The organism is Clostridium sp. HGF2 (assembly GCF_964240115.1).
Taxonomy (GTDB): domain Bacteria; phylum Bacillota_I; class Bacilli_A; order Erysipelotrichales; family Erysipelotrichaceae; genus Clostridium_AQ; species Clostridium_AQ innocuum.
This window is the reverse complement of record NZ_CAXSSO010000016.1, coordinates 14,888-35,172: the sequence shown is the minus strand read 5'-3', so window position 1 is coordinate 35,172 and position 20,285 is coordinate 14,888. Positions and strand designations below refer to the sequence as shown.

General features: G+C 47.3%; 16 protein-coding genes. All 16 read left to right on the top strand.

Features of this window, described 5'->3' with window-relative positions; translation table 11 throughout:
- The first annotated feature begins 20 nt into the window (after positions 1–20).
- The 16 genes from ACESPQ_RS19430 (at position 21) to ACESPQ_RS19355 (ending at position 20,200) form a co-directional block, all read left to right on the top strand.
- The gene (locus ACESPQ_RS19430; RefSeq protein ID WP_002609988.1) at positions 21–977 is read left to right on the top strand and encodes a sodium:calcium antiporter; all 957 of its coding nucleotides are present in this window, start codon (positions 21–23) and stop codon (positions 975–977) included.
- 298 nt (positions 978–1,275) lie between these two features.
- Positions 1,276–1,764 (top strand): flavodoxin family protein, encoded by a 489-nt coding sequence (locus tag ACESPQ_RS19425; protein WP_002609990.1) that lies wholly within the window; start codon positions 1,276–1,278, stop codon positions 1,762–1,764.
- Entirely contained in the window at positions 1,752–2,408 is a 657-nt protein-coding gene (locus tag ACESPQ_RS19420) for an NAD(P)H-dependent oxidoreductase (RefSeq protein WP_257271596.1), read from the top strand. Before ACESPQ_RS19425 ends, ACESPQ_RS19420 begins: the two co-directional genes overlap by 13 nt.
- Complete coding sequence (locus tag ACESPQ_RS19415) at positions 2,392–3,009, top strand: TetR/AcrR family transcriptional regulator (RefSeq protein WP_118002860.1); 618 nt, start codon at positions 2,392–2,394, stop codon at positions 3,007–3,009. The genes ACESPQ_RS19420 and ACESPQ_RS19415 overlap by 17 nt, the downstream gene beginning before the upstream one ends.
- Before the next feature lie 90 nt (positions 3,010–3,099).
- The gene (locus ACESPQ_RS19410; RefSeq protein ID WP_257377167.1) at positions 3,100–3,588 is read left to right on the top strand and encodes a flavodoxin domain-containing protein; all 489 of its coding nucleotides are present in this window, start codon (positions 3,100–3,102) and stop codon (positions 3,586–3,588) included.
- The gene (locus tag ACESPQ_RS19405; protein ID WP_002609997.1) at positions 3,578–3,970 is read left to right on the top strand and encodes an FMN-binding protein; all 393 of its coding nucleotides are present in this window, start codon (positions 3,578–3,580) and stop codon (positions 3,968–3,970) included. Before ACESPQ_RS19410 ends, ACESPQ_RS19405 begins: the two co-directional genes overlap by 11 nt.
- Before the next feature lie 381 nt (positions 3,971–4,351).
- Complete coding sequence (locus ACESPQ_RS19400; RefSeq protein WP_008728584.1) at positions 4,352–8,698, top strand: PolC-type DNA polymerase III; 4,347 nt, start codon at positions 4,352–4,354, stop codon at positions 8,696–8,698.
- 225 nt (positions 8,699–8,923) lie between these two features.
- The gene (locus tag ACESPQ_RS19395) at positions 8,924–10,507 is read left to right on the top strand and encodes a ClC family H(+)/Cl(-) exchange transporter (RefSeq protein ID WP_109771508.1); all 1,584 of its coding nucleotides are present in this window, start codon (positions 8,924–8,926) and stop codon (positions 10,505–10,507) included.
- 176 nt (positions 10,508–10,683) lie between these two features.
- Positions 10,684–11,718, top strand: coding sequence for a GrpB family protein (locus ACESPQ_RS19390; RefSeq protein WP_109771507.1), 1,035 nt, complete (start codon positions 10,684–10,686; stop codon positions 11,716–11,718).
- 194 nt (positions 11,719–11,912) lie between these two features.
- Positions 11,913–12,344: a division/cell wall cluster transcriptional repressor MraZ gene (mraZ, locus tag ACESPQ_RS19385; protein ID WP_008817682.1), complete on the top strand. Its 432-nt coding sequence runs from the start codon at positions 11,913–11,915 to the stop codon at positions 12,342–12,344.
- Positions 12,341–13,276 carry a 16S rRNA (cytosine(1402)-N(4))-methyltransferase RsmH gene (rsmH, locus tag ACESPQ_RS19380; RefSeq protein ID WP_109771506.1) on the top strand — a complete coding sequence of 312 codons (936 nt, stop codon included), beginning with the start codon at positions 12,341–12,343 and terminating at the stop codon, positions 13,274–13,276. Before mraZ ends, rsmH begins: the two co-directional genes overlap by 4 nt.
- A 5-nt stretch (positions 13,277–13,281) precedes the next feature.
- Positions 13,282–13,593: a hypothetical protein gene (locus ACESPQ_RS19375; RefSeq protein WP_009588214.1), complete on the top strand. Its 312-nt coding sequence runs from the start codon at positions 13,282–13,284 to the stop codon at positions 13,591–13,593.
- Positions 13,594–13,608: 15 nt separating this feature from the next.
- Positions 13,609–15,777 carry a penicillin-binding protein gene (locus tag ACESPQ_RS19370; protein WP_257379531.1) on the top strand — a complete coding sequence of 723 codons (2,169 nt, stop codon included), beginning with the start codon at positions 13,609–13,611 and terminating at the stop codon, positions 15,775–15,777.
- A 49-nt stretch (positions 15,778–15,826) separates the two neighbouring features.
- Positions 15,827–17,995, top strand: a complete 2,169-nt coding sequence (locus tag ACESPQ_RS19365; RefSeq protein ID WP_373144780.1) for a penicillin-binding protein — start codon at positions 15,827–15,829, stop codon at positions 17,993–17,995.
- A gap of 532 nt (positions 17,996–18,527) precedes the next feature.
- Positions 18,528–19,196: a response regulator transcription factor gene (locus ACESPQ_RS19360; RefSeq protein ID WP_002610008.1), complete on the top strand. Its 669-nt coding sequence runs from the start codon at positions 18,528–18,530 to the stop codon at positions 19,194–19,196.
- Positions 19,193–20,200 (top strand): sensor histidine kinase, encoded by a 1,008-nt coding sequence (locus ACESPQ_RS19355; RefSeq protein ID WP_002610009.1) that lies wholly within the window; start codon positions 19,193–19,195, stop codon positions 20,198–20,200. The genes ACESPQ_RS19360 and ACESPQ_RS19355 overlap by 4 nt, the downstream gene beginning before the upstream one ends.
- Positions 20,201–20,285 lie beyond the last annotated feature (85 nt).

Here is a 20,285-nt window from a genome sequence, read left to right as displayed (position 1 = left end):
GAAAAGGAAAGGAAAATGGTATGCTGTATCTTGAATATATCGTATTGGCGGCACTGGTGGTGTTTTTGTCTGTACGTCTGTCGTATTACGTTGATTGCCTGGATAAGAAAACAAATCTGTCCGGTGCGTTTATTGGAGGTGTCATGCTTGCGGCTGTGACCTCTCTGCCTGAATTATTTACATCTCTGACTGCCGTTCTGGCACTGGATCAGCCGGATCTGGTACAGGGAAATGTGCTGGGAAGCAATATCTTCAATCTCTGTGTCATTGGAGGACTGATGCTGTTTACATCCCGCCGTTATCAAAGAGCCACACTGTCAAAATCACACAGCAAGACGCTGTGGTTCGGTCTGGTCATGTATGCCCTGGTATTTGCGGCCATCATGATGCCGAAGGAGGTTGGGTTCAGTTTTCTGAAGGTCAACCTGATGTCCATTCTCATTCTGCTTGTGTATGCGGTAAATGTGAAATTCATGGGGAATGATGACAGCGGTGATGTGGAGGAGGAAGTGTACATCTCGCTGAGTGTAAGGCAGATTGCTGTTCGGTTTATCTGTTACAGTGTGGGACTTGTTATCGTAAGTATCCTGCTGACAACGGTAACGGACCGCCTTGCGGAGGAGCTGCAGCTGGGGGCTACGGTTGCCGGGGCGATCTTCCTGGGAGTGGCTACCTCACTGCCGGAGCTGAGTGCTTCTGTCAATCTGGTACGGATTGGAAATTTCAACGCATCCTTCGGTAATATCGTCGGCAGTAACCTGTTCAATTTTATCATACTCTGCTTTGCGGATGTTCTCTTTACGCAGGGAAGCATTTATGTCAATGAACCGCAGGTAATGAATCTGCTCGGCTTTGGTGCGTTTTCCATGGTCTGTACACTGGTGGTTATATATGGAAAGAAGCATCGCGCCCTGGTTCTGTTGGCGAGTGTGGCGATACTCGGCTCTTATGTCACAAGCATTTTACTGTCCATGTAATAAATAGCGGAGGGTATGGCCTGTTTCTATGGTTTTTATGCTTTGAAAATAGAATAATCAGGAGGATCAGGTTCGTCTTTATCATGTACCTGATCTTTTTTCTGTATATTTATCATCCTGCTTGTTTTTCGAATATGCTTTTATGCGTTCATTTTTTGTACGGTTATGCAGATCGTGGTGGACAGGAATGACAGACAATGGCTTTGTTAATCTACTGAAACCATCTTGACAGAATGTCCGGGATACGATAAGATAAACATAAATTAAACAGTGTTTAATTTATTAAGAGGTGATGACTGTGAGAACATTACGATTGAATGATACGGAATATGCGTTTTGCGATGAATTGGGGATGGAGACAGTGGATGTCAGAGAGTTGAAGCTGCAGGGCTGTATGGGATGTGGGGCCTGTGAACGTCGCATACATCATGGTGGTGAATGTGCAGTTGCGGATGATATGCAGATGCTGTATCCCAAAATCGCGCAATGTGAAAAGCTGGTCTTCATATGCCGGCAGAGCTTTGGGTGCTGCAGTCCGAAGTGCAAGCGCATTTTGGATCGTATGGCGGTGCTTGGCTATCCGGAATATACCGTAAAAAACAGGGAGCTGACCAAGAAGGGATGGAAAATACCGCTGCGTGAAATCGAATTTCTTCTTTACGGAGAGGCGACGCCACAGGAGCTGGCATTGTTTGAGGAATGGCTGGAGGAGATCCATGGTATTACCGGGGGTACGCTCATGCGTGTACAGTATATTGGCGAGGAGGCAGCACTATGTCCATACTGATTTTGAATCTGAGTCCGCGCAGGCTTGGAACCAGTGCCCTGTTGGGAAGACTTATGCAGGAGCAGCTCGGTGAGCAGACGCAGCTGTGGAGCTGTCTGGATATCGAGGCTGCATGGGACAGCTTTCTGGAAGCTGCAGGGCTGGCAGATACATGGATTTTTATCACTCCCTGTTATGTGAACGCTATCCCGGGGGATGCAGTAGAGGTACTGGCTAAGCTGCATCAGGCAGAGCTGTCGAGAAACAAATATGTATATGCAATCGCACAGGGTGGAATGCCATACACTCATACGCATCACTGCTGTATCGGCAATATCGAGCTGTTTGCAAAGGCGATGCAGCAACGATGGATGGGCGGCTTGATTATCGGGGGAGGGGCAATCATTGACGGTGTTACATTGAAGCGTCTTCCCAATGCGGTACCGGTGGAGCATTGCCTGCAGAAGCTGATTGCCTGTGTACAGCATAAAACGGAAGTTGCCAGCTTGCTTTCAAAGCAGGCGGAAATGAAAATCCCAGGCTTTGTAGCCCGTCTGATGTGTTTGAAAATGAATTATACGATTCACAAGCAGCAAAAGAAAATCAAAGCAGACCGCCATATCTGCTTTTATGCAAAGGAGGAGAAGCATGCGCGTAAAGGATGAGGAACAGATAGCATCACGCAGGGCGCTTATTATGCGTGCAGCCAGAGAAATCATGGAAACGCAGGGAATGGAGGCTTTAAGCATTCGTAAAATAGCGGCGATGATACAGCAGACACCCGGTATTATTTATCATTATTTTTCCGGGAAGGAGGAGCTGATGCTTGCGGTCGTACAGGAGGGATATCATAATATCCTGTGCATCATACAGCAGACCATGGCATCTGAAAAATCTCCCGCTGCCCAGCTGCGAGCCACGTTGTTTGGTTATGTTAGAGGGATGCTGGAGGATCCGCTGCTTTATCAGGTCGTCATGCAGAGCAAGCTTCCTTCCGTACAAAAGCAGACTGCAATTTTGCAGGAAAATCTGCGCCAGCATCGAAAAAGTATCGCTATGCTGTGCACCTGTCTGGAGGAAGGCATTGCATGCGGCGAGTTCAGTGTGGAGCAGGTGGAGCTTCGCGCACAAGGCATCTGGTGCTGTGTATACGGTCTTTTGGAGCGTATCCTCATAGAACAGCCGGTGCCTGCATACCGGGATAAGGTCATTGAGGAAGTGCTGGATTTGATCATGGCATCTCTGCGACCGCATGAAACAGCATAGGATGCAGAGCAGTCAGAAATGTAGGCATATGACAGAGACAGTATCACGATCTATGAGGCAGCCTGCAGAAAGCAGGGGAATGGAGAACAAATGAAAACACTGATTATTTATAAAAGTAAGCATGGCACCGGGAAAGAGGTGGCAGCGTATCTGCAGCAAAAGCTTTGCGCAGATTTACAGGAAGCAGACCCTGCACTGTCGTGGGAAGGCTATGAGCGCATTGTATGTGTTGGAAGCATTTATGCCGGCAGGCTGGCAAAGCAGCTGCTTGCCTGCATTCGTGCAAATACGAAGGAGCTGGCAGGGAAAAGCGTCGGTATGCTGCTGTGCGGTATGAGCGATGCTGCACCGGAAAAAATCATCACAGAAAATCTGGGAGAAGCATGTTATCGGCAGCTTGCCTTTTCTGTGAATATCGGCGGCAGACTGGACTTTCAGAAGCTGGGCTTTCTGGAAAGAAAAATCATCCGCATGGTGAATAAGCAGGAACATCTGTATGATAAAGACGCTGTACTTGTAGACCGCCTGCGCTGGGATACGATTGACAGTGTCATTGCAGGGCAGACTCATGAAGCGTAAGCTCATCAAGGCTCTGGTGGTACTGATTCTTCTTGGCGCGGGAGGGATTGCTTATCAGTTCTATCAGACGAAGCAGCAAAGTGATGCGCTCGCATTTGAAGCCGTGGATATGAACCGTCTGCAGGATGGCAGCTATGAGGGAGAATGTCAGACTGGTCTGGTGCAGGTACGGCTGCGGCTGCGGATTCAGAATGCTGCCATACAGAGAATTGAACTGCTTCAGCACGATAACGGTATGGGGAAAGATGCTGAGCGTATTCTTGAAGATATTCAGAAGCAAAACAGTACGGCTGTTGATGATGTTTCCTCTGCCACCATATCCAGCAGAGCAATTCGCATGGCGGCACAGAATGCACTGAAAAAGGCGGCTCTGCCGCAGTAAAGCAGCCTTCTGCATTCCACCAGTGAATGGGGAACGCAAAGTCCGATTGGGATGAGCCAGTGCGGCTAACTGCTTAAACAGCGATATACGGATACATCCGAAAAGGACGGGATGTATCCTTTTTATGTGCAGGGAAGAAAATTTCTTGCGCCTGATCCATTACGGCACATGAGGATTGCTTTTTGCATCCTGCACAAGATGTTGTGAAAAGCGCAGCGGATATACGCAGTAAAAAGGGAGCGTCAGCTGAACATCGCATGCGCCGTGAACAAAATGGTCGCGCGTGGTTTGAATATGACACATCCGGAAAATGAGCGATAATTTTACTTTTTCAAAGGGGCGAAATATGCTATCATATAAGGAGCGGAAAAGAGGGATTCAATGGAACTGAAACTGATTGATTTAGTGAGAAAAATGGAACAGAACAATCCGGATCTGGAGTATTTTAAACAGGGTACCTTTACTATGAAGCCGGTATATATGAAGAAGTCCAATGTTATCAAAATGGAAATCTCTCTGCCGAAACCACTGCCGTTTCAGGTATGGGATGTTTTCTGTATGCGTTTAACAAAGCTGACACGCTGCAGTGTGGATTTGCATATCACAGCTGAAAAGGCCGAAGCGGAGCTGTTGGAGGTATCCAGCTATATCGAACGCTTTGTCTCCCGGCATATGCAGCTGAAAATATTTCATGAATCACTGCCGACCATCAATGAACAGAAATATCTTGTCTATCAGATTCTGGATGAGCAGGAACGCGACCGGGCGATCCAGAATAAGCATTTGCTGCAGGAATTTCTGGAGCGCTGCGGCTTTCAGCTGGAAATTCATGTTGAGGAAATGAAAAAATCCGCACCGATTCCGACGGTCACGGTGAAAAGTGAAGCGGCAGCGAAGCCGGTGAAGGTGTATGAGGAAAAGAAAAGCTATAATTTTAAGCCGAAGGGGAAAAAGGGACTGGACCAGTATGTGCCGTTTTCCATTCATGATATTACAGAGGAATGCCATGGTATCCGTATCCATGGTAAGATCTTTGAAACGGAAACACGAACGCTGCGCAATGGACGTGATATCCAGATGCTGTGGATCGGGGATGACGACGATGCCATCATCATGAAGCGGTTTGAACGCGGTGCCGTCACAAAGGAAGTACTGGCGGAAATAAAGAACGGAGACTGTGTCGTAGCCTATGGTAAGGCGGAATACGATGCCTATACCCGGGAGCTTGTCTTTATGCCTGACGTGATTGAAAAGGTTGCGGAAGTAAAGCGTGTGGATGAAGCAGAGGAAAAACGTGTGGAGCTGCATGTGCATACCAAGCTTTCGGAAATGGATGGTGTCTGCAATATTGAAGAATACATCGATCAGGCGAATGCGTGGGGAATGGATGCCATCGCCATTACCGATCATCTTGTGGTTCAGGCCTTTCCAAAGGCACAGCATAAGGTGGAGGCGATCAATAAGGGCAGAGAAACACCGTTTAAAATGATTTACGGTCTGGAAATGAATATGGTGGATCCCGCCCTGCAGATTGTTCGTAATATTCAGGACATTGAACTGGAAAAGGGAACCTATTGCGTATTTGACCTTGAAACAACCGGCTTATCCAGCCGTTTTGATCACATTATCGAATTCGGCGGGCAGATCGTTAAGGATCGTGCCTGTATAAAGAGTCTGCAGCTGTTTATCAAGCCGCCGGTGGCGCTGAGTGCCTTTACCACGGAGCTGACCGGTATTACGGAAGAGCATATGAAGAATGCGAAATCCTTTGCGGACAGCATAGATGAGATTCTCGACTTTATCGGGGACAGTATCCTGGTGGCACATAATGCGACCTTTGACTATAACTTTCTAAACGATGAGCTGGCAAGGATCGGACGTCCCCCAATCATGAATCCCGTGATTGATACACTGGATCTTGCCAGAAGCATGCAGGCGGACCGTAAGGGCTATCGGCTGGGGCAGATTGCCCGTTCCTATGGCATTCGATACGATGAGGATGTTGCTCACCGTGCCGATTATGATGCGGAGGTTCTTGCGCAGACCTATATGAATATGCTGAACGATTTGAAGCATATCAAAAACCTGCAGGAGCTTCAGGATATGCAGACAGCAGAGAGCTTTCGCAAGGTGCGTGTCAAGCATGTGACGATACTGGCGAAAAATATGGCGGGACTGAAGGAGCTGTTTGAGCTGGTGACGCTTTCCCATACCAGCTATCTTGCCTACAGCAGTAAAAGTACAAACAATATCGTAGCGGAGCCTAGAATTTTGCGAAGTGAAATTGAAAAGCGGCGTATCAACGGCAATCTGCTCATTGGCTCCAGCTGTCTGAACGGCGAAGTGTTTGACATGGCACAGACTCGTAATGAACAGACACTGGAGGAGGTTATGCAGTTTTATGATTACATAGAGCTGCAGCCGCTGGAAAACTACCGCCACCTTGTGGAACGTGATTCCATTTCCAGTATGGAGCGGTTAAAGGAAATTCTGACATCCATTGTGAATGCAGCCGATAAGCTGGATAAGCTTCTGGTTGCCAGCGGAGACTGTCATTATGTACAGCCCGGTGAGAAAATGATTCGTGATATTTATATTTCCTCACAGGCGATTGGCGGTGTCCGTCATCCTCTCTATATCTACAATCAGGAAAAGCGTCGGAAATTCAAGGCGCCGGACCAGCACTTCCGTACAACGAAGGAGATGCTGAAGGAATTCGCATGGCTGGGAGAACAGCGCGCCTATGATATGGTTATTAAAAACACCAAACGGATTGCCGATATGATCGGGGAAGTGAAGCCTGTCAAGGATCGTCTGTATCCGCCGGATATCGAGGGCTCTGATCAGAAGCTTACGGATATCTGTTATGAAAATGCTCATAAAAAATACGGACCGGTGCTTCCCGAAATCGTGGAAAAGCGCCTGGAAAAGGAGCTTGCAAGTATCATCGGACACGGCTTCTACGTTGTTTACTATATTTCCCATCTGCTGGTTAAAAAGAGTCTGAATGACGGGTATCTGGTAGGCTCTCGTGGATCGGTCGGCTCCAGCTTCGTTGCGACGATGTCGGAAATAACCGAGGTTAACCCGCTTGCACCGCATTATGTATGTCCGAAGTGTCATTATGTGAAATTTTATACGGACGGAAGCGTGGCAGATGGCTTTGATCTGCCGGATATCATCTGTCCAAACTGTGGAGAAACCATACGAGGGGACGGACACGATATTCCGTTTGAAACCTTCCTTGGCTTTGAAGGGGATAAGGTTCCCGATATCGATTTGAACTTCTCCGGTGATTATCAGCCCAATGCCCACGCCTATACAAAAGAGGTGTTCGGGGATGATCATGTGTACCGTGCAGGAACGATCGGTACCGTTGCGACGCAGACAGCGTTTGGTTATGTGAAGGGCTATGAGGAGGAAATGGGCATTGAGGGAAGTATGCGAAATGCACAGGTCCTGCATCTGGCGAAGGGCTGTGAGGGAGTGAAGCGTACGACCGGGCAGCATCCAGGTGGTATTATCGTCATTCCGCTGGATTTGGATGTTCATGATTTTACACCGGTACAATACCCTGCCAACAACCCGTATGCGGAGTGGAAGACCACCCACTTTGAATTCCACGATATCCATGACAATGTTTTGAAATTTGATATTCTGGGACATGTCGATCCGACCGCAATGAAGATGCTGGAGCGGATGAGCGGGATTGATCCGACGACGATTCCGATGAATGACCCGGAAACGATGAGTGTTTTCTCCAAGGTGGATGCCCTGAAGATTGATACGAGTAAATCCTGTGAGGAAACCGGAGCAGCCGGATTACCGGAGTTCGGAACGCCGTTTGTGCGCGGTATACTGGAGCTGACGCGCCCGACCACCTTTGATGAGCTTTTGAAAATATCCGGTCTGAGCCATGGTACCGATGTCTGGCTGGGAAATGCGAAGGATCTGATCGACAACGGAACGTGTACGCTGAAGAGTGTCATCGGATGTCGAGATGACATCATGGTCTATCTGCTGCACAAGGGACTGCGTCCGAAGCTTGCCTTTACCATCATGGAGAGTGTGCGTAAGGGGAAGGGCTTAAAGGATGAATGGATTCCGGAAATGAAGGCCAATGGTGTGGAGGACTGGTATATTGATTCCTGTCTGAAAATCAAGTATATGTTCCCGAAGGCACATGCGACAGCCTATGTTATGATGGCGATACGTATCGCCTGGTTCAAGGTGCATCGTCCGCAGGTGTATTACTGCATGTTCTTCTCGATTCGCTGTGATGCCTATGACATTGAAACGATGATTAAGGGAGAACAGGCGATACGGCGCCGGATGCAGGAAATCAGCGATATGCTGAAAAATAATGAAACGAAAAAGGATGTTTCCAAAAAGGATAAGGATACCTTCAATACGCTGGAGCTTGCTCTGGAAATGAACCTGCGAGGCTATTACTTTACCAATATTGATATCATGCGCTCGGCATCCCGTGAGTTTATCGTCGATCCGGAGAATGCGAACTACATCATTCCGCCGTTTACCAGCATCGACGGACTTGGTGAGAACGTTGCGGATACGGTTGTGGAGGCACGAAAGCAGGGAGCCTTCCTTTCCAAGGAGGATTTACAGCGGCGTACGGCATTGAGCGGAACACTGGTGAAGAAGATGGAGAGTATGGGAGTTCTGGAGGGAATGCAGGATGAAAATCAGATGTCTCTGTTTTCCTTTTAAGCGTTAAGGAATCCTTGACTCGCAAAACAGCACTTCCGTGTTGTAGGATGAACAGGCATATGCCTGTTTTTCTTCGCCCTTATAAAAGAGCATTGACTCGTAAATTGCACCTGTACAGGCTGAACGGTGTGACTGCTGACGGCTTCGGCCGTATAAGAATCGTGTAGCAACGGGAAGTGATTTGTAAAAGGGAGATACGAATGCTATAATTTTAGAGAAAGAAGGATGAGATTTGTGAAAGAGAGAAAACATGGAAGTACGCTTCATATTCTGCATAGTGCAGGAAATTTTAAATACGTATTGATTGGGGAAGGGCTTGCGGCCGGTCTTTGTGCCGGTCTGATTGCCGTGCTGTATCGCATCATTCTGGGCTACGCGGAGGATTTTGTTGCGGCTGCGGTTGCATTTATCCGCACCGACTGGACGCATATCGTGTTGTGGTTTGCTTTTCTGCTCATACTGGGATTTCTGGTTGCGCAGCTCTTGAAGGCGGAGCCGTTGATCTCCGGTAGCGGAATTCCGCAGGTGGAAGGAGAAATCATGTCCTTTATCGACCAGCAGTGGACGCGTGTGCTGCCTGCGAAGGTGATTGGCGGAACGCTGTGTGCCTTCGGCGGTCTGTCTCTGGGAAGGGAAGGCCCCAGCATACAGCTGGGAGCGATGGCAGGAAAAGCGATTGCAAAGCTGTTTCACCGTGTAAAGATGGAAGAGCGTCTGCTTTTGACCTGCGGGGCTGCGGCAGGATTGGCTGCAGCATTTAACGCACCCCTTGCCGGTGTGATGTTTGCACTGGAGGAGATTCATAAAAATTTCAGCGTGTCGGTATTGATTTCCGTCATGTGTGCGAGTGTGAGCGGAGATTTTCTATCCCGCAATGTGTTCGGTCTGGCTCCGGCATTTCATTTTGAAGTCCTGAACACCTTTCCGCTTGGCTATTACTGGATGCTGATTCTGCTGGGAATCGTCTGCGGCTTGTTTGGAGTACTGTACAATAAATCCACGATGAAGGTGCAGGCACTGTTTGCAAAAAGCGGTCTGCAGCATTACGGTGTGATGGTGGCAATGCTGCTGTCCGGTGTGCTTGCCCTGTGTCTGAGCGATGTGCTTGGCAGCGGACATGCGATGATCGAAATGCTCAGTGAGAATCCTGTCATGATGCTTCGCACACTGTTTCTTCTTCTGGCAGTGAAATTTGCGTTCTCCCTTATCAGCTTCGGCTCTGGAGCTCCGGGCGGTATTTTCTTCCCGCTGCTTGTCCTTGGCAGCTTTACCGGGGCAATTTTCGGGAATATCGCCGTACAGGTGTTCGGCTTCTCTGCCGGCTATATGAATAATATAATCATTATGGCGATGGCAGGGGCATTTGCCGCTATCGTTCGCGCACCGATCACCGGAATCATTCTGATAGCAGAGATGAGTGGTACCTTGACGAATCTTCTGCCGCTGGCGGTGGTATCGCTGATCAGCTATCTGTGCGCCAGTCTGTTGAACTGTGAGCCGATTTATGAAAGCCTGCTGCACAATCTCCTTATGAAAAACGGTGTGAATCTTTCTGCCTTCCATGGAGAGCGCCATCTGGTGGAAGCCGTTGTAGAGCTGGGAAGTCCGGTCTGTGATCAGGCGATATGCGATGTGAAGTGGCCGAATAAGTGCCTGCTGATCAGCATTGAGCGGCAGGGGAAGGAGCTTCTGCCGAAAGGAAGTACTGTGCTGCATACCGGGGATAAGCTAATCGCCTTACTGGATGATGAGGATGCCCCCTATATTCAGCATCAGCTGGAAAAATGCTGCAGCTCAAAGCTGGAATAATGAAGCGTATGGAAGCAGAAGGAATACGGTATACAGCTGGTTCATGAGACAGATGAACAGGAGAACTCCTAAGAAAATCATACAGCTTGTTCCTGTATGCAAGAGAGACATGAAAGCGACGCAATCTGGAAGCAGGGAAAGACATATGCTTGCGAAGGAAGAAAATGGAGGCGTTTATGAAGCTGGTTTATAAAAATTTTACCATCTGCAGCAAAGCGGAAGGAAGTATTCCTGTATGTGATACAACCTGTGTTCCTCAGCTGCAGGAAAATCTAATGAACAGCACTTTGCAGCTGTATCTGCTGCTGGATACCATTTATGCCGGCTATATGCAGGTGACGCTTCAGTCTGCACGCACGGTGACGATCGCAATGCGGCTGGCGAATATCGGAAAGAATTTTGCACTGCTGCATCGACAGTATGTGTATATGCTGCTGTTCTACGTCCTGTATCGCTGGGATATCGAGCAGGTGATGATGGAGGTGGATGCAAAGGAGCAGCAGCTGCAGGAAAATCTTGTTCAGCTGGGCTTTCAAAGAATCGAATATGAGCAGGAACATCCTGCCATAGCAAAGACCCCTCTTCTGTACCGATTACAGAAGTCTGATTTCAATCGTACAGATAATCAGGATGCAACGGAACTGCAGAAGCTTTCTCTGGAACAGCTCTGGGAACTGTTTCCGATTGTCATACGACCGTATAATGAGCAATATACAGCATGGTATGATGCGCAGCGTCTTCGTCTTCAAAGCCTTCTAAAGGCTTCTATCGTACGAATATCCCATATGGGAAGTACCGCGGTAAAGGGATTGGAAGCAAAGCCCTGTGTGGATATTCTGCTGGAAACGGATACCCGCCATCCGCAGAAGCTGATCAAAACGCTTACACGGGACGGCTGGATACTGATGTCGAGAAAACAGGAGGAGCAGGGGGATATCTTATGCTTCAATAAAGGCTACACGGCCCTTGGGTTTACGGAGAAGGTATATCATCTGCATGTACGCTATCCTGCAGCATGGGGGGAGCTTTATTTCTGTGAGTATCTGCGTACGCATGATGCGGTGTGTCGCAAATATGCAGCCTTGAAAAAAGAACTGGCACAGACCTATCGCAGAGATCGGGATGGATATACACAGGCAAAAACAGAATGTATTGAGGAAATAACAAAACTGGCCCGTGCAGAGCTTTCTGATAAATTCATCATCAAGTGAGGAAATCGCAGAGAACGCAGCTTTTGATGCATTTCTTCCATATACGTCACATAACTGGAAAATTAAGGAAAATCCGTCGAACCCGGCAGGATAAAATCCTTAATTTTTTTAATTCTTTATGTACAAAACCATAGCCAGAGGGTATAATGGTGGTATAAAGTAGCAGAAAGTGGTAGATAGTGGAGGTGAAGGGCATGTTCATGGGTGAATACGCACATAATATTGATAAAAAAGGGCGTATCATCATTCCTGCAAAGTTTCGAGAGGAGCTGGGAGATCATGTCATCATCACACGCGGGCTGGACGGCTGTCTGGCTGTTTACACAAAAGAGCAGTGGGAGACCATCTATGAGCAGCTGATGAAGCTGCCTTCAACGAAGAAGGATGCCCGTATGTTTGTCCGAATGATGACGAGCAAGGCCGCTGAATGTGAAATTGATGCACAGGGTCGTGTACTGATTCCCTCTCCCCTTGTGAAGCTGGCAGAACTTGTGAAGGAATGCATGGTGATCGGTGCTGCCAATCATGTGGAAATTTGGTCCAGAGAACGCTGGGAGCCGGTGGATGAGGAAGCAAACGACGCCTTTGAAGACATAGCCGAGAGCTTAACGGAGTTTATGATATGATGAAACACTACAGCGTATTACTGCAGGAGAGCATTGACAATCTGGCAATTCATAGCGATGGAATCTACGTGGATGGTACGCTGGGACGAGGCGGTCACAGCGCGGAAATACTCGCACGGATACCGCAGGGGCATTTATATGCCTTTGACCGTGATGCCTCTGCTATCGAGGAATCCAGGGAACGGCTTGCGCAGATTGGCGATAATGTAACCCTGATACATAGTAATTTTTCAAATCTGAAGCGTGAATTAACAGCACGCGGCGTTACCGGCATCGATGGTATGGTTCTGGATCTGGGCGTATCTTCACCGCAGTTTGATGAAGCACAGCGCGGTTTCAGCTACCGCTTTGATGCACCGCTGGATATGCGCATGGATCAGAGCCAGAAGCTCAGTGCCTATCAGGTGGTGAACGAGTGGGAGTACCAGGAGCTAGTACGCATCTTTTTTCAGTTTGGTGAGGAAAGCTTTGCGAAGCAGATTGCCAGAAAAATTGAAAAAGCAAGAGAAGTAAAACCGATTGAAACAACCTTTGCGTTGGTGGATGTCATTAAATCCGCACTGCCTGCGAAGGTGCTGAATAAGAAGGGACACCCGGCAAAAAAGGTGTTTCAGGCAATTCGTATTGCCGTGAATGATGAGCTGGGTGAGCTGCAGCTGGTGCTGCGGGATGCACTGGAGCTTCTCCATGTCGGAGGAAGGCTGTGTGTCATCAGCTTTCAGTCGCTGGAGGATCGGATCGTAAAGGATACCTTTGCCTCCTGCAGCAAGCCGAAGCAATATGATAAGCGCATTCCGATCCTGCCGCAGGATATGGAAGCTGCACCGTATCGGCTTCTCAGTAAAAAGCCGATAACCGCTACGGAAGAGGAGCTGAGGGAAAACATGCGCTCTCATTCCGCAAAGCTAAGATGTATAGAAAGGATCAGGTGATGAACATGGCGAAGGCGAAAATAGTGAAAAGAAAAAGAAGACTGCGTATAGAAGGACTTGCGACACTGCTTTTAACACTGTCGATTTTCGGATACTTCGGTGCCAAGTTTGCACTGAAATCCTATAACATAACGCTTCAGCTGAAGGCACAGGAAAGCGAGCAGAAGGCAAACACATTAAAAGAGGACGTGGCAAATCTGGAGGCGGATATCACAAAGCTGGAGGATCGCGACCGCGTACTTGGAATGGCTGAAAAAGAGGGGATCAAAACGAATCAGGACAACGTTGTTGTTGTAGATAAAGATGAAAAGAAATAACAAAGGCGTGATGATATGAACCCGAAAAGAAGTAATCGAACATTAGTATATATGCTGTTGATGATAGGGATCATTGGGGTAGTTATTTTATCCAATGTCCTTTTTACTATGGTGACACAGAAGCATCTGCGCACCGGTACCAATGTAAAGGAATACAAGGATCCCGACATTTCCAGCAGCAATGTCCTGAAGGCAAAGCGCGGTACAATTTATGATCGAAACGGCGAGGTAATTGCGCAGGATGAGGATACCTACAAGCTGATTGCATACCTGAACAAGAATCGTAAGGGAATCGGCAACAAGCCTGCCTATGTACAGGATATCACCAAGACGGCCAGACTGCTTGCCCCGAAGCTGGGCATGGACGAGAAGGATATTGTCGATACGCTGACAAGGGCACAAAAAAACAATCAGTATCAGACAGAGCTCGGGGATAAGGGGAAAAATCTTACCAAGGAGGTAAAGGAGAGCATCGAGGCGCTGGAGCTGCCGGGTATTTCCTTTGAAGAATCGGTAAAACGGTATTATCCATCCAGCGTATTTGCTTCTCATCTGATCGGCTATGCGCAGTTTGATGAAGAAAAGAATACAATGGTTGGCAAAATGGGGCTGGAGTCTGCGTTAAATAAATATCTAAGCGGTAAGGACGGTCTGGAGGTGTATCAGCAGGATGCAGACGGAAACCTGTTGCCGGGTACCAAATATACGAAGACCTATGCGACGGATGGGAACAATGTCGTTTTAACACTGGATCGCAATGTCCAGCAGACCCTGCAGAATTCACTGGATAAGAGTGTGAAAAAAACAGCAGGCGGAGTCCGTGGCTGGGGCATTGTCATGGAGGTGGAAACAGGGAAAATTCTCGGTTGGGCATCCTCTCCTTCCTTTGATTTGAATAAACGGGATATGAAGGATTACATAGACCTTCCATCAGGCTATCTGTATGAACCGGGGTCTGTTATGAAAGGCATTACGTATTCTGCGGCCATCGACAGCGGCAAGTATCCGTATAATGAGACCTTTGATTCCGGAGCCTTCCATTTCGTGGAGGACTCCAAGGGGAAAATCTATCGAACAAGTAATTCGGATTTAACTATATATGATGCATTGGGTAAGAATCACGGCACGGTTACCTTTGATAAGGGCTTTGTATTGTCCAGCAACATTGGAATCTGTGAGCTTTTGACAAAGTATATGGATCCCTCAATCTATAAGGAATATCTTGATAAATTTGGTTTTTTGAAGCCGGTGAATTCGCCATTCTTAAATAATAGAGGAGGTACGATGTCCTTTAATTATGCATCGGAGAAGCTCTCCACCGGCTTTGGACAGGCAATCAATGTTAATGCCCTGCAGATGGTACAGGCATATTCCGCAATTTTCAATGATGGGAAAATGGTGGAGCCGTTTGTTGTCGACCGTATTGAAAATGCGAATGGCAAGATTGTAAAGCAGTATGACACAACGATAGCAGGTCAGCCGATTTCAGAGAAAACAAGCAAGTATATGCAAAAGCTGATGAAACGGGTCGTATATGATAAGGATGGTACGGCAGCTCCCTATAAAATGAATGATGTGGAAATCATTGCCAAGACAGGAACCGGCGAGGTTGCGGGGAAAAACGGCTATGACGGCAGCCTGTACACCAACTCTGTCATGATGGCGGCACCGGCGGATGATCCGAAGGTCATGGTGTATTATGCATTTCAGGCAAGTGATATTCTCAGCTATGACAGAGAGCCGATGAAGGAAGTCATGCGCTCTGCTCTGGTAGCGGCAAACATCACCAGTGACGGGGAATCGAATAATGGACAGAAAACATATAAGGATTTTAAGCAGTCCGATATGCCTTCTTTATTGAATCATTCTCTTGACTATGCGAAGGAAAAGCTGGAGGGAACCGCAACCAATCAGGTCATCATCGGAAACGGCTCCAGTGTTATCAAGCAGTATCCGGAGGTGGGAGAAACCATTATATCCAATCAGAATGTCTTTATTCTGACAGATGGCTCCAAAATCACCATGCCGGATATGAAAGGCTGGACAAAGAAGGATATCACCGCATTCTGGGAGCTGACGCATATCGAGGTTGAAATGAGCGGTACCGGCAGGGTGACCTCACAGAATATCAAAACGGGAAAATCAATCAATAAGGATACCGTTATTAAAGTTAAGATGGAATAGTGGAAGTGGCACCTGTTAAGGGGCCATTTCCTGTAAAGGGGGATTGTAGATGAAGAGAAGCAACCGCACACTGGTAATGATGATGATGGCTATGGGATGCATTACGCTGTTCATTTTATCCAATGTTTTATATACCATGACCTCCGCCAGACATTTTCGTACCGGAATGAATGTAAAAGAATATAAGGATGGCGATATCGTAAAAACCGAGGTTTTAAAGGCCAAAAGGGGAAGCATTCTGGACCGCAGCGGAGAAATTCTTGCAAAGGATGAGGACACATATACAATCATTGCTGTTCTCAGCAGGACTAGAAAGGATATCGGTAATCGACCCGCTTATGTACAGGACATTGATAAAACAGCAAGGCTGCTTGCACCCAAGCTCGGTCTGGAGGAGGCCTTTCTTCGTAAAAAGCTGCAGGATGCCAGAGATTCGAATATGTATCAGACCGAATTCGGAGAAAAGGGGAAATATCTTTCCAACAGTGTCAAGGAAAGTATAGCAGCCTTAAAGCTGCCGGGCATAGAATTTCAGAGCAGTGTGAAAAGAACCTATCCCAACAGTGTCTTTGCCTCGCATCTGCTTGGCTTTGCACAATATGATGAAGCAAAGAAGAAAATCACCGGACAAATCGGTCTGGAAGCAGCGCTGGATGAGGAGCTGAGTGGTACCAATGGCAGTAAGGAATATCAGAAGGATGCGGATGGCAACCCACTGCCGGGTACAGAATATACAAAGGCCTATGCGAAGGATGGCGATAATGTCGTATTGACACTGGATCGCAATGTGCAGCAGACCCTGCAGAGCTCACTGGATAAAAGCGTAAAGAAGACAAGCGGCGGTGTTCGCGGCTGGGGAATTGTCATGGAGGTAAAAACCGGTAAGATTTTGGGCTGGGCTTCCTCACCGTCCTTTAATCTGAACAGCCGGGATGATATTAAGGATTATGTGGATCTTCCTTCTGATTTTTTATATGAGCCGGGGTCTGTCATGAAGGGCATCACCTACGCAGCGGCGGTAGACAGCGGACATTATCCCTATAACAAAACCTTTGACAGTGATGTGTATCATTTTGTAGAGGACAGCAAGGGAAACATCCATCGTACGAATAATGCGAATGATCAGGCAATCTATGATGCCGAGCAATACAAGCACGGGACGATCAGCTTTGACAAGGGCTTTGTGTTATCGAGCAACATCGGTATCTGTGAGCTACTGGCAAGCTATATGGAGCCATCGATCTATAAGGAATATCTTGAAAAATTCGGCTTTCTGAAATCGGTGGATACCCCTTATCTCAGCAATAAGCCCGGAGAAATGCAGTTTACCTATGCATTGGAAAAGCTTTCCACCGGCTTTGGACAGGCAATCAATGTCAATGCTTTACAGATGGCACAGGCGTTTTCTGCTATTTTCAATGACGGCACCATGATGCGGCCCTATGTGGTGGATCGCATCGAGCGTTCCAACGGAACTGTCGTGAAGCAATATGAACCGAAGGTGGTGGGGAAGCCGATTTCAGAAAAAACAAGCGCCTATATACAAAAGCTGATGAAGCGGGTTGTGGATGATAAGGATGGAACGGCAAGAATGTACCGGATGGAGGATGTGGATATCATAGCGAAGACCGGTACCGGACAGGTATATGGCAAGCAAGGCTATGATCGCAGTCTGTATACGAATTCCATTATGATGGCAACTCCTGCAAAGAATCCCAAGGTGATGGTCTACTATGCATTTCAGGCGAGTGATTATCTGAACTATGACAGAGAACCTGCGAAAGAGGTCATGCGCTCTGCGTTGGTCGCAGCCAACATCACTACCGATAAAGCGTCCCTGAATGAAGAGAAAGCATATAAGGGTTTCAGAGAAACGCAAATGCCCGTACTGAGAAATCATTCACTTTCCTATGCATTGGATAAGCTGAAGGACACGCATACGGAGCAGATCATCATCGGGGATGGCAGTGAGGTTATGGAACAGTTTCCACAGCCAAAGGAAACCATCATTTCCAATCAGAGAGTATTCCTTCTCAGTAATGGCGGCCGCTTAACGATGCCGGATATGACAGGCTGGACGAAAAAGGATATCACCGCATTCTGGAAGCTGACACATATCGCTATGGAAATGGATGGAACCGGAATGGTTGCTTCGCAGAATATAAAAGCAGGAAAGGCGATCAATAAGGATACTGTGATTCAGGTGACAATGAAATAATGCGATTGCCAAAGAGCGGATAGCGGCGGATACAGGATGAAAGCAGGGAATACACAATACCTCCCGATAAAGCAGGGAAAATGTAATATGGAATAAGACTTTACAATCCTATAAAGTGATTATGATAGCAGGAGTGCGTACATGGGACAGCGAGTCATGAAACTTGGATGAATAAGAGGATGATACAAAGCGAATGCTTGTCATCTTCTTTTTTATACATTCCCGATGATGCTTTACAGCCTGATAGGAAATTCACCTTTTCTTTGTTTTAACTGTTATACGTACTTTAGAAGGCGGATAGAAGCTGATAGTTCTTCTTTTTTCATCAGCTGCACGTGCAAAAATATGACGACGAGATACTGGTGGAATTGCTTGCTGAAGGGATGTGAAGCTCCTGAAAATACGACCTTACACAGCATGGCAGCACTGCGGTGTTTATCGGTTACATGACAAAACTGATAGATACCTGATCGTGTTCTTCAGGTATAATAAAGAAAAGAAAATACGCTAAAGAAGAGAAAGAAGGAATCGTATGAAAATTCTGATAGCCGAGGATGATGAGGTATTGGCAAGAGAAATACAAATGGCCTGCACACGCTGGGGCTTTACCGTGGATACCGTGCAGGATTTCCAGCAAATCGCAGAAACGCTAGCACAGCTGAAGCCGGACCTTCTGTTGCTGGATATCAATCTCCCATACTATGACGGCTTTTACTGGTGTGAAACCATCCGCAGATGTTCCATGCTTCCGATTTTGTTCATATCCAGCAGGGATCAGGATCAGGATAAAATCATGGCGATGATGAGCGGTGGCGATGATTATCTGCAAAAGCCCTTCTCTTTACCCCTTCTGATGGCGAAGCTGCAGGCGCTTTTGCGAAGGAGCTATGAATATGTCGGACATACCGTAATTGTACTGCATGAATCTCTTTGCTACGATCTTGACAAAGGAGTGCTGCAGTATGGTTCACAGGAGATTGTGCTGACCAGGACAGAGCATAAGATTTTGCAGATTCTTGCTCGAAACCGTGGCAGTATCGTAAGCCGTGAGGAGCTGATGATGCAGATTTGGAGTACGGATGAATTTATATCGGATGGCTCCTTGACTACCGGCATTTCACGCTTAAAGGCAAAGCTGCGGTTGTTCAGTGATGAGGATTTGATACAGACACGCAAGAAACAGGGGTATCTGCTGATATGAAGGGCTGGCTGAAGGACAGGCGTTTATGCATTTGTATCCTGTTAGCGGTGCTGATCATTTACCATCTGTATTTTCTCTGGCTTTCCTCTGTAAAAATGGAGCTGTCCGAACTGCTTTATGCGGATTTCATGCTGCTCGTGGTGATCGGAGTGTGTACGGTGTCTGATTGGTATCGATGGATAAAAAAGACAGAAGGTTGGCAAAACGCGATGCAGACAGCCTCCTATGTACTGATTGAGGAGCTGGATGATACCGGAGAACTGCAAACGGTGCTTGCACATAATGAGCAGGAATACCTCAGGGAACAAAAGGAGCATTATATGCAGCAGCAGGAGCTGCAGGACTACATATCCCGCTGGTCGCATGAAATAAAGCTGCCGCTGGCTGCCCTGCGAATGATGAATGAGCGAAATACCGATGCCGCCTTGCAGAAGGATATGCAAAAGCAGCTGGAGAAAATGGAGCGTCAGCTGCATATGATGCTGTGCACCGCCAAAGCCTGGATGCCGGCAGGGGATCGCAGCATTATGAAAATAGAATTGAAAAAAGCCATTCAAAGCGCTGTGAAAAATGCTTCCTATTTTCTGATTCACGAGGGCTTTGAAATTCAAATCGAGGATTCTGTGGATATCCTTGTCCTCAGTGATGAACAATGGCTTGTCTATATGCTGGATCAGCTGATATCCAATGCTGTCAAATACCACAAAGAGCACCCCGTGCTTACCTTTTCCTGTGAAGTAAGGGAATATGCTGTTCTGCACGTTCGAGATAATGGCATCGGAATTCGTCAGGAGGAGCTTTCAGCGGTGTTTGAACGGGGGTATACGGGAAGAAATCAACGCAATGGTGCCTATCGTTCGACGGGGATGGGTCTGTATTTTGTGCGCAAGATTGCAGACCTTCTGGGACATACGGTTACCATCACCTCTCGTGAACAGGACTATACGGATATACAGATTACCTTTTCCCATGACGGCGATTTCTTTCATCTGACAAATTTGTAAGGTTACGTATAAAAACTGTCATCCTGTGGTAAGGATTTTACTATCACGGGCATGGTATGCTTAACCTGTAAGGAGGAATCTGAAG

Coding starts and splice junctions, on each gene's coding strand:
- ACESPQ_RS19355 (WP_002610009.1), top strand. CDS start 19,193: ATGAAGGGCTGGCTGAAGGACAGGCGTTTATGCATTTGTATCCTGTTA.
- ACESPQ_RS19390 (WP_109771507.1), top strand. CDS start 10,684: ATGAAGCTGGTTTATAAAAATTTTACCATCTGCAGCAAAGCGGAAGGA.
- ACESPQ_RS19365 (WP_373144780.1), top strand. CDS start 15,827: ATGAAGAGAAGCAACCGCACACTGGTAATGATGATGATGGCTATGGGA.
- ACESPQ_RS19370 (WP_257379531.1), top strand. CDS start 13,609: ATGAACCCGAAAAGAAGTAATCGAACATTAGTATATATGCTGTTGATG.
- ACESPQ_RS19375 (WP_009588214.1), top strand. CDS start 13,282: ATGGCGAAGGCGAAAATAGTGAAAAGAAAAAGAAGACTGCGTATAGAA.
- ACESPQ_RS19420 (WP_257271596.1), top strand. CDS start 1,752: ATGTCCATACTGATTTTGAATCTGAGTCCGCGCAGGCTTGGAACCAGT.
- ACESPQ_RS19415 (WP_118002860.1), top strand. CDS start 2,392: ATGCGCGTAAAGGATGAGGAACAGATAGCATCACGCAGGGCGCTTATT.
- ACESPQ_RS19400 (WP_008728584.1), top strand. CDS start 4,352: ATGGAACTGAAACTGATTGATTTAGTGAGAAAAATGGAACAGAACAAT.
- mraZ (WP_008817682.1), top strand. CDS start 11,913: ATGTTCATGGGTGAATACGCACATAATATTGATAAAAAAGGGCGTATC.
- ACESPQ_RS19405 (WP_002609997.1), top strand. CDS start 3,578: ATGAAGCGTAAGCTCATCAAGGCTCTGGTGGTACTGATTCTTCTTGGC.
- ACESPQ_RS19395 (WP_109771508.1), top strand. CDS start 8,924: ATGAGATTTGTGAAAGAGAGAAAACATGGAAGTACGCTTCATATTCTG.
- ACESPQ_RS19360 (WP_002610008.1), top strand. CDS start 18,528: ATGAAAATTCTGATAGCCGAGGATGATGAGGTATTGGCAAGAGAAATA.
- rsmH (WP_109771506.1), top strand. CDS start 12,341: ATGATGAAACACTACAGCGTATTACTGCAGGAGAGCATTGACAATCTG.
- ACESPQ_RS19430 (WP_002609988.1), top strand. CDS start 21: ATGCTGTATCTTGAATATATCGTATTGGCGGCACTGGTGGTGTTTTTG.
- ACESPQ_RS19410 (WP_257377167.1), top strand. CDS start 3,100: ATGAAAACACTGATTATTTATAAAAGTAAGCATGGCACCGGGAAAGAG.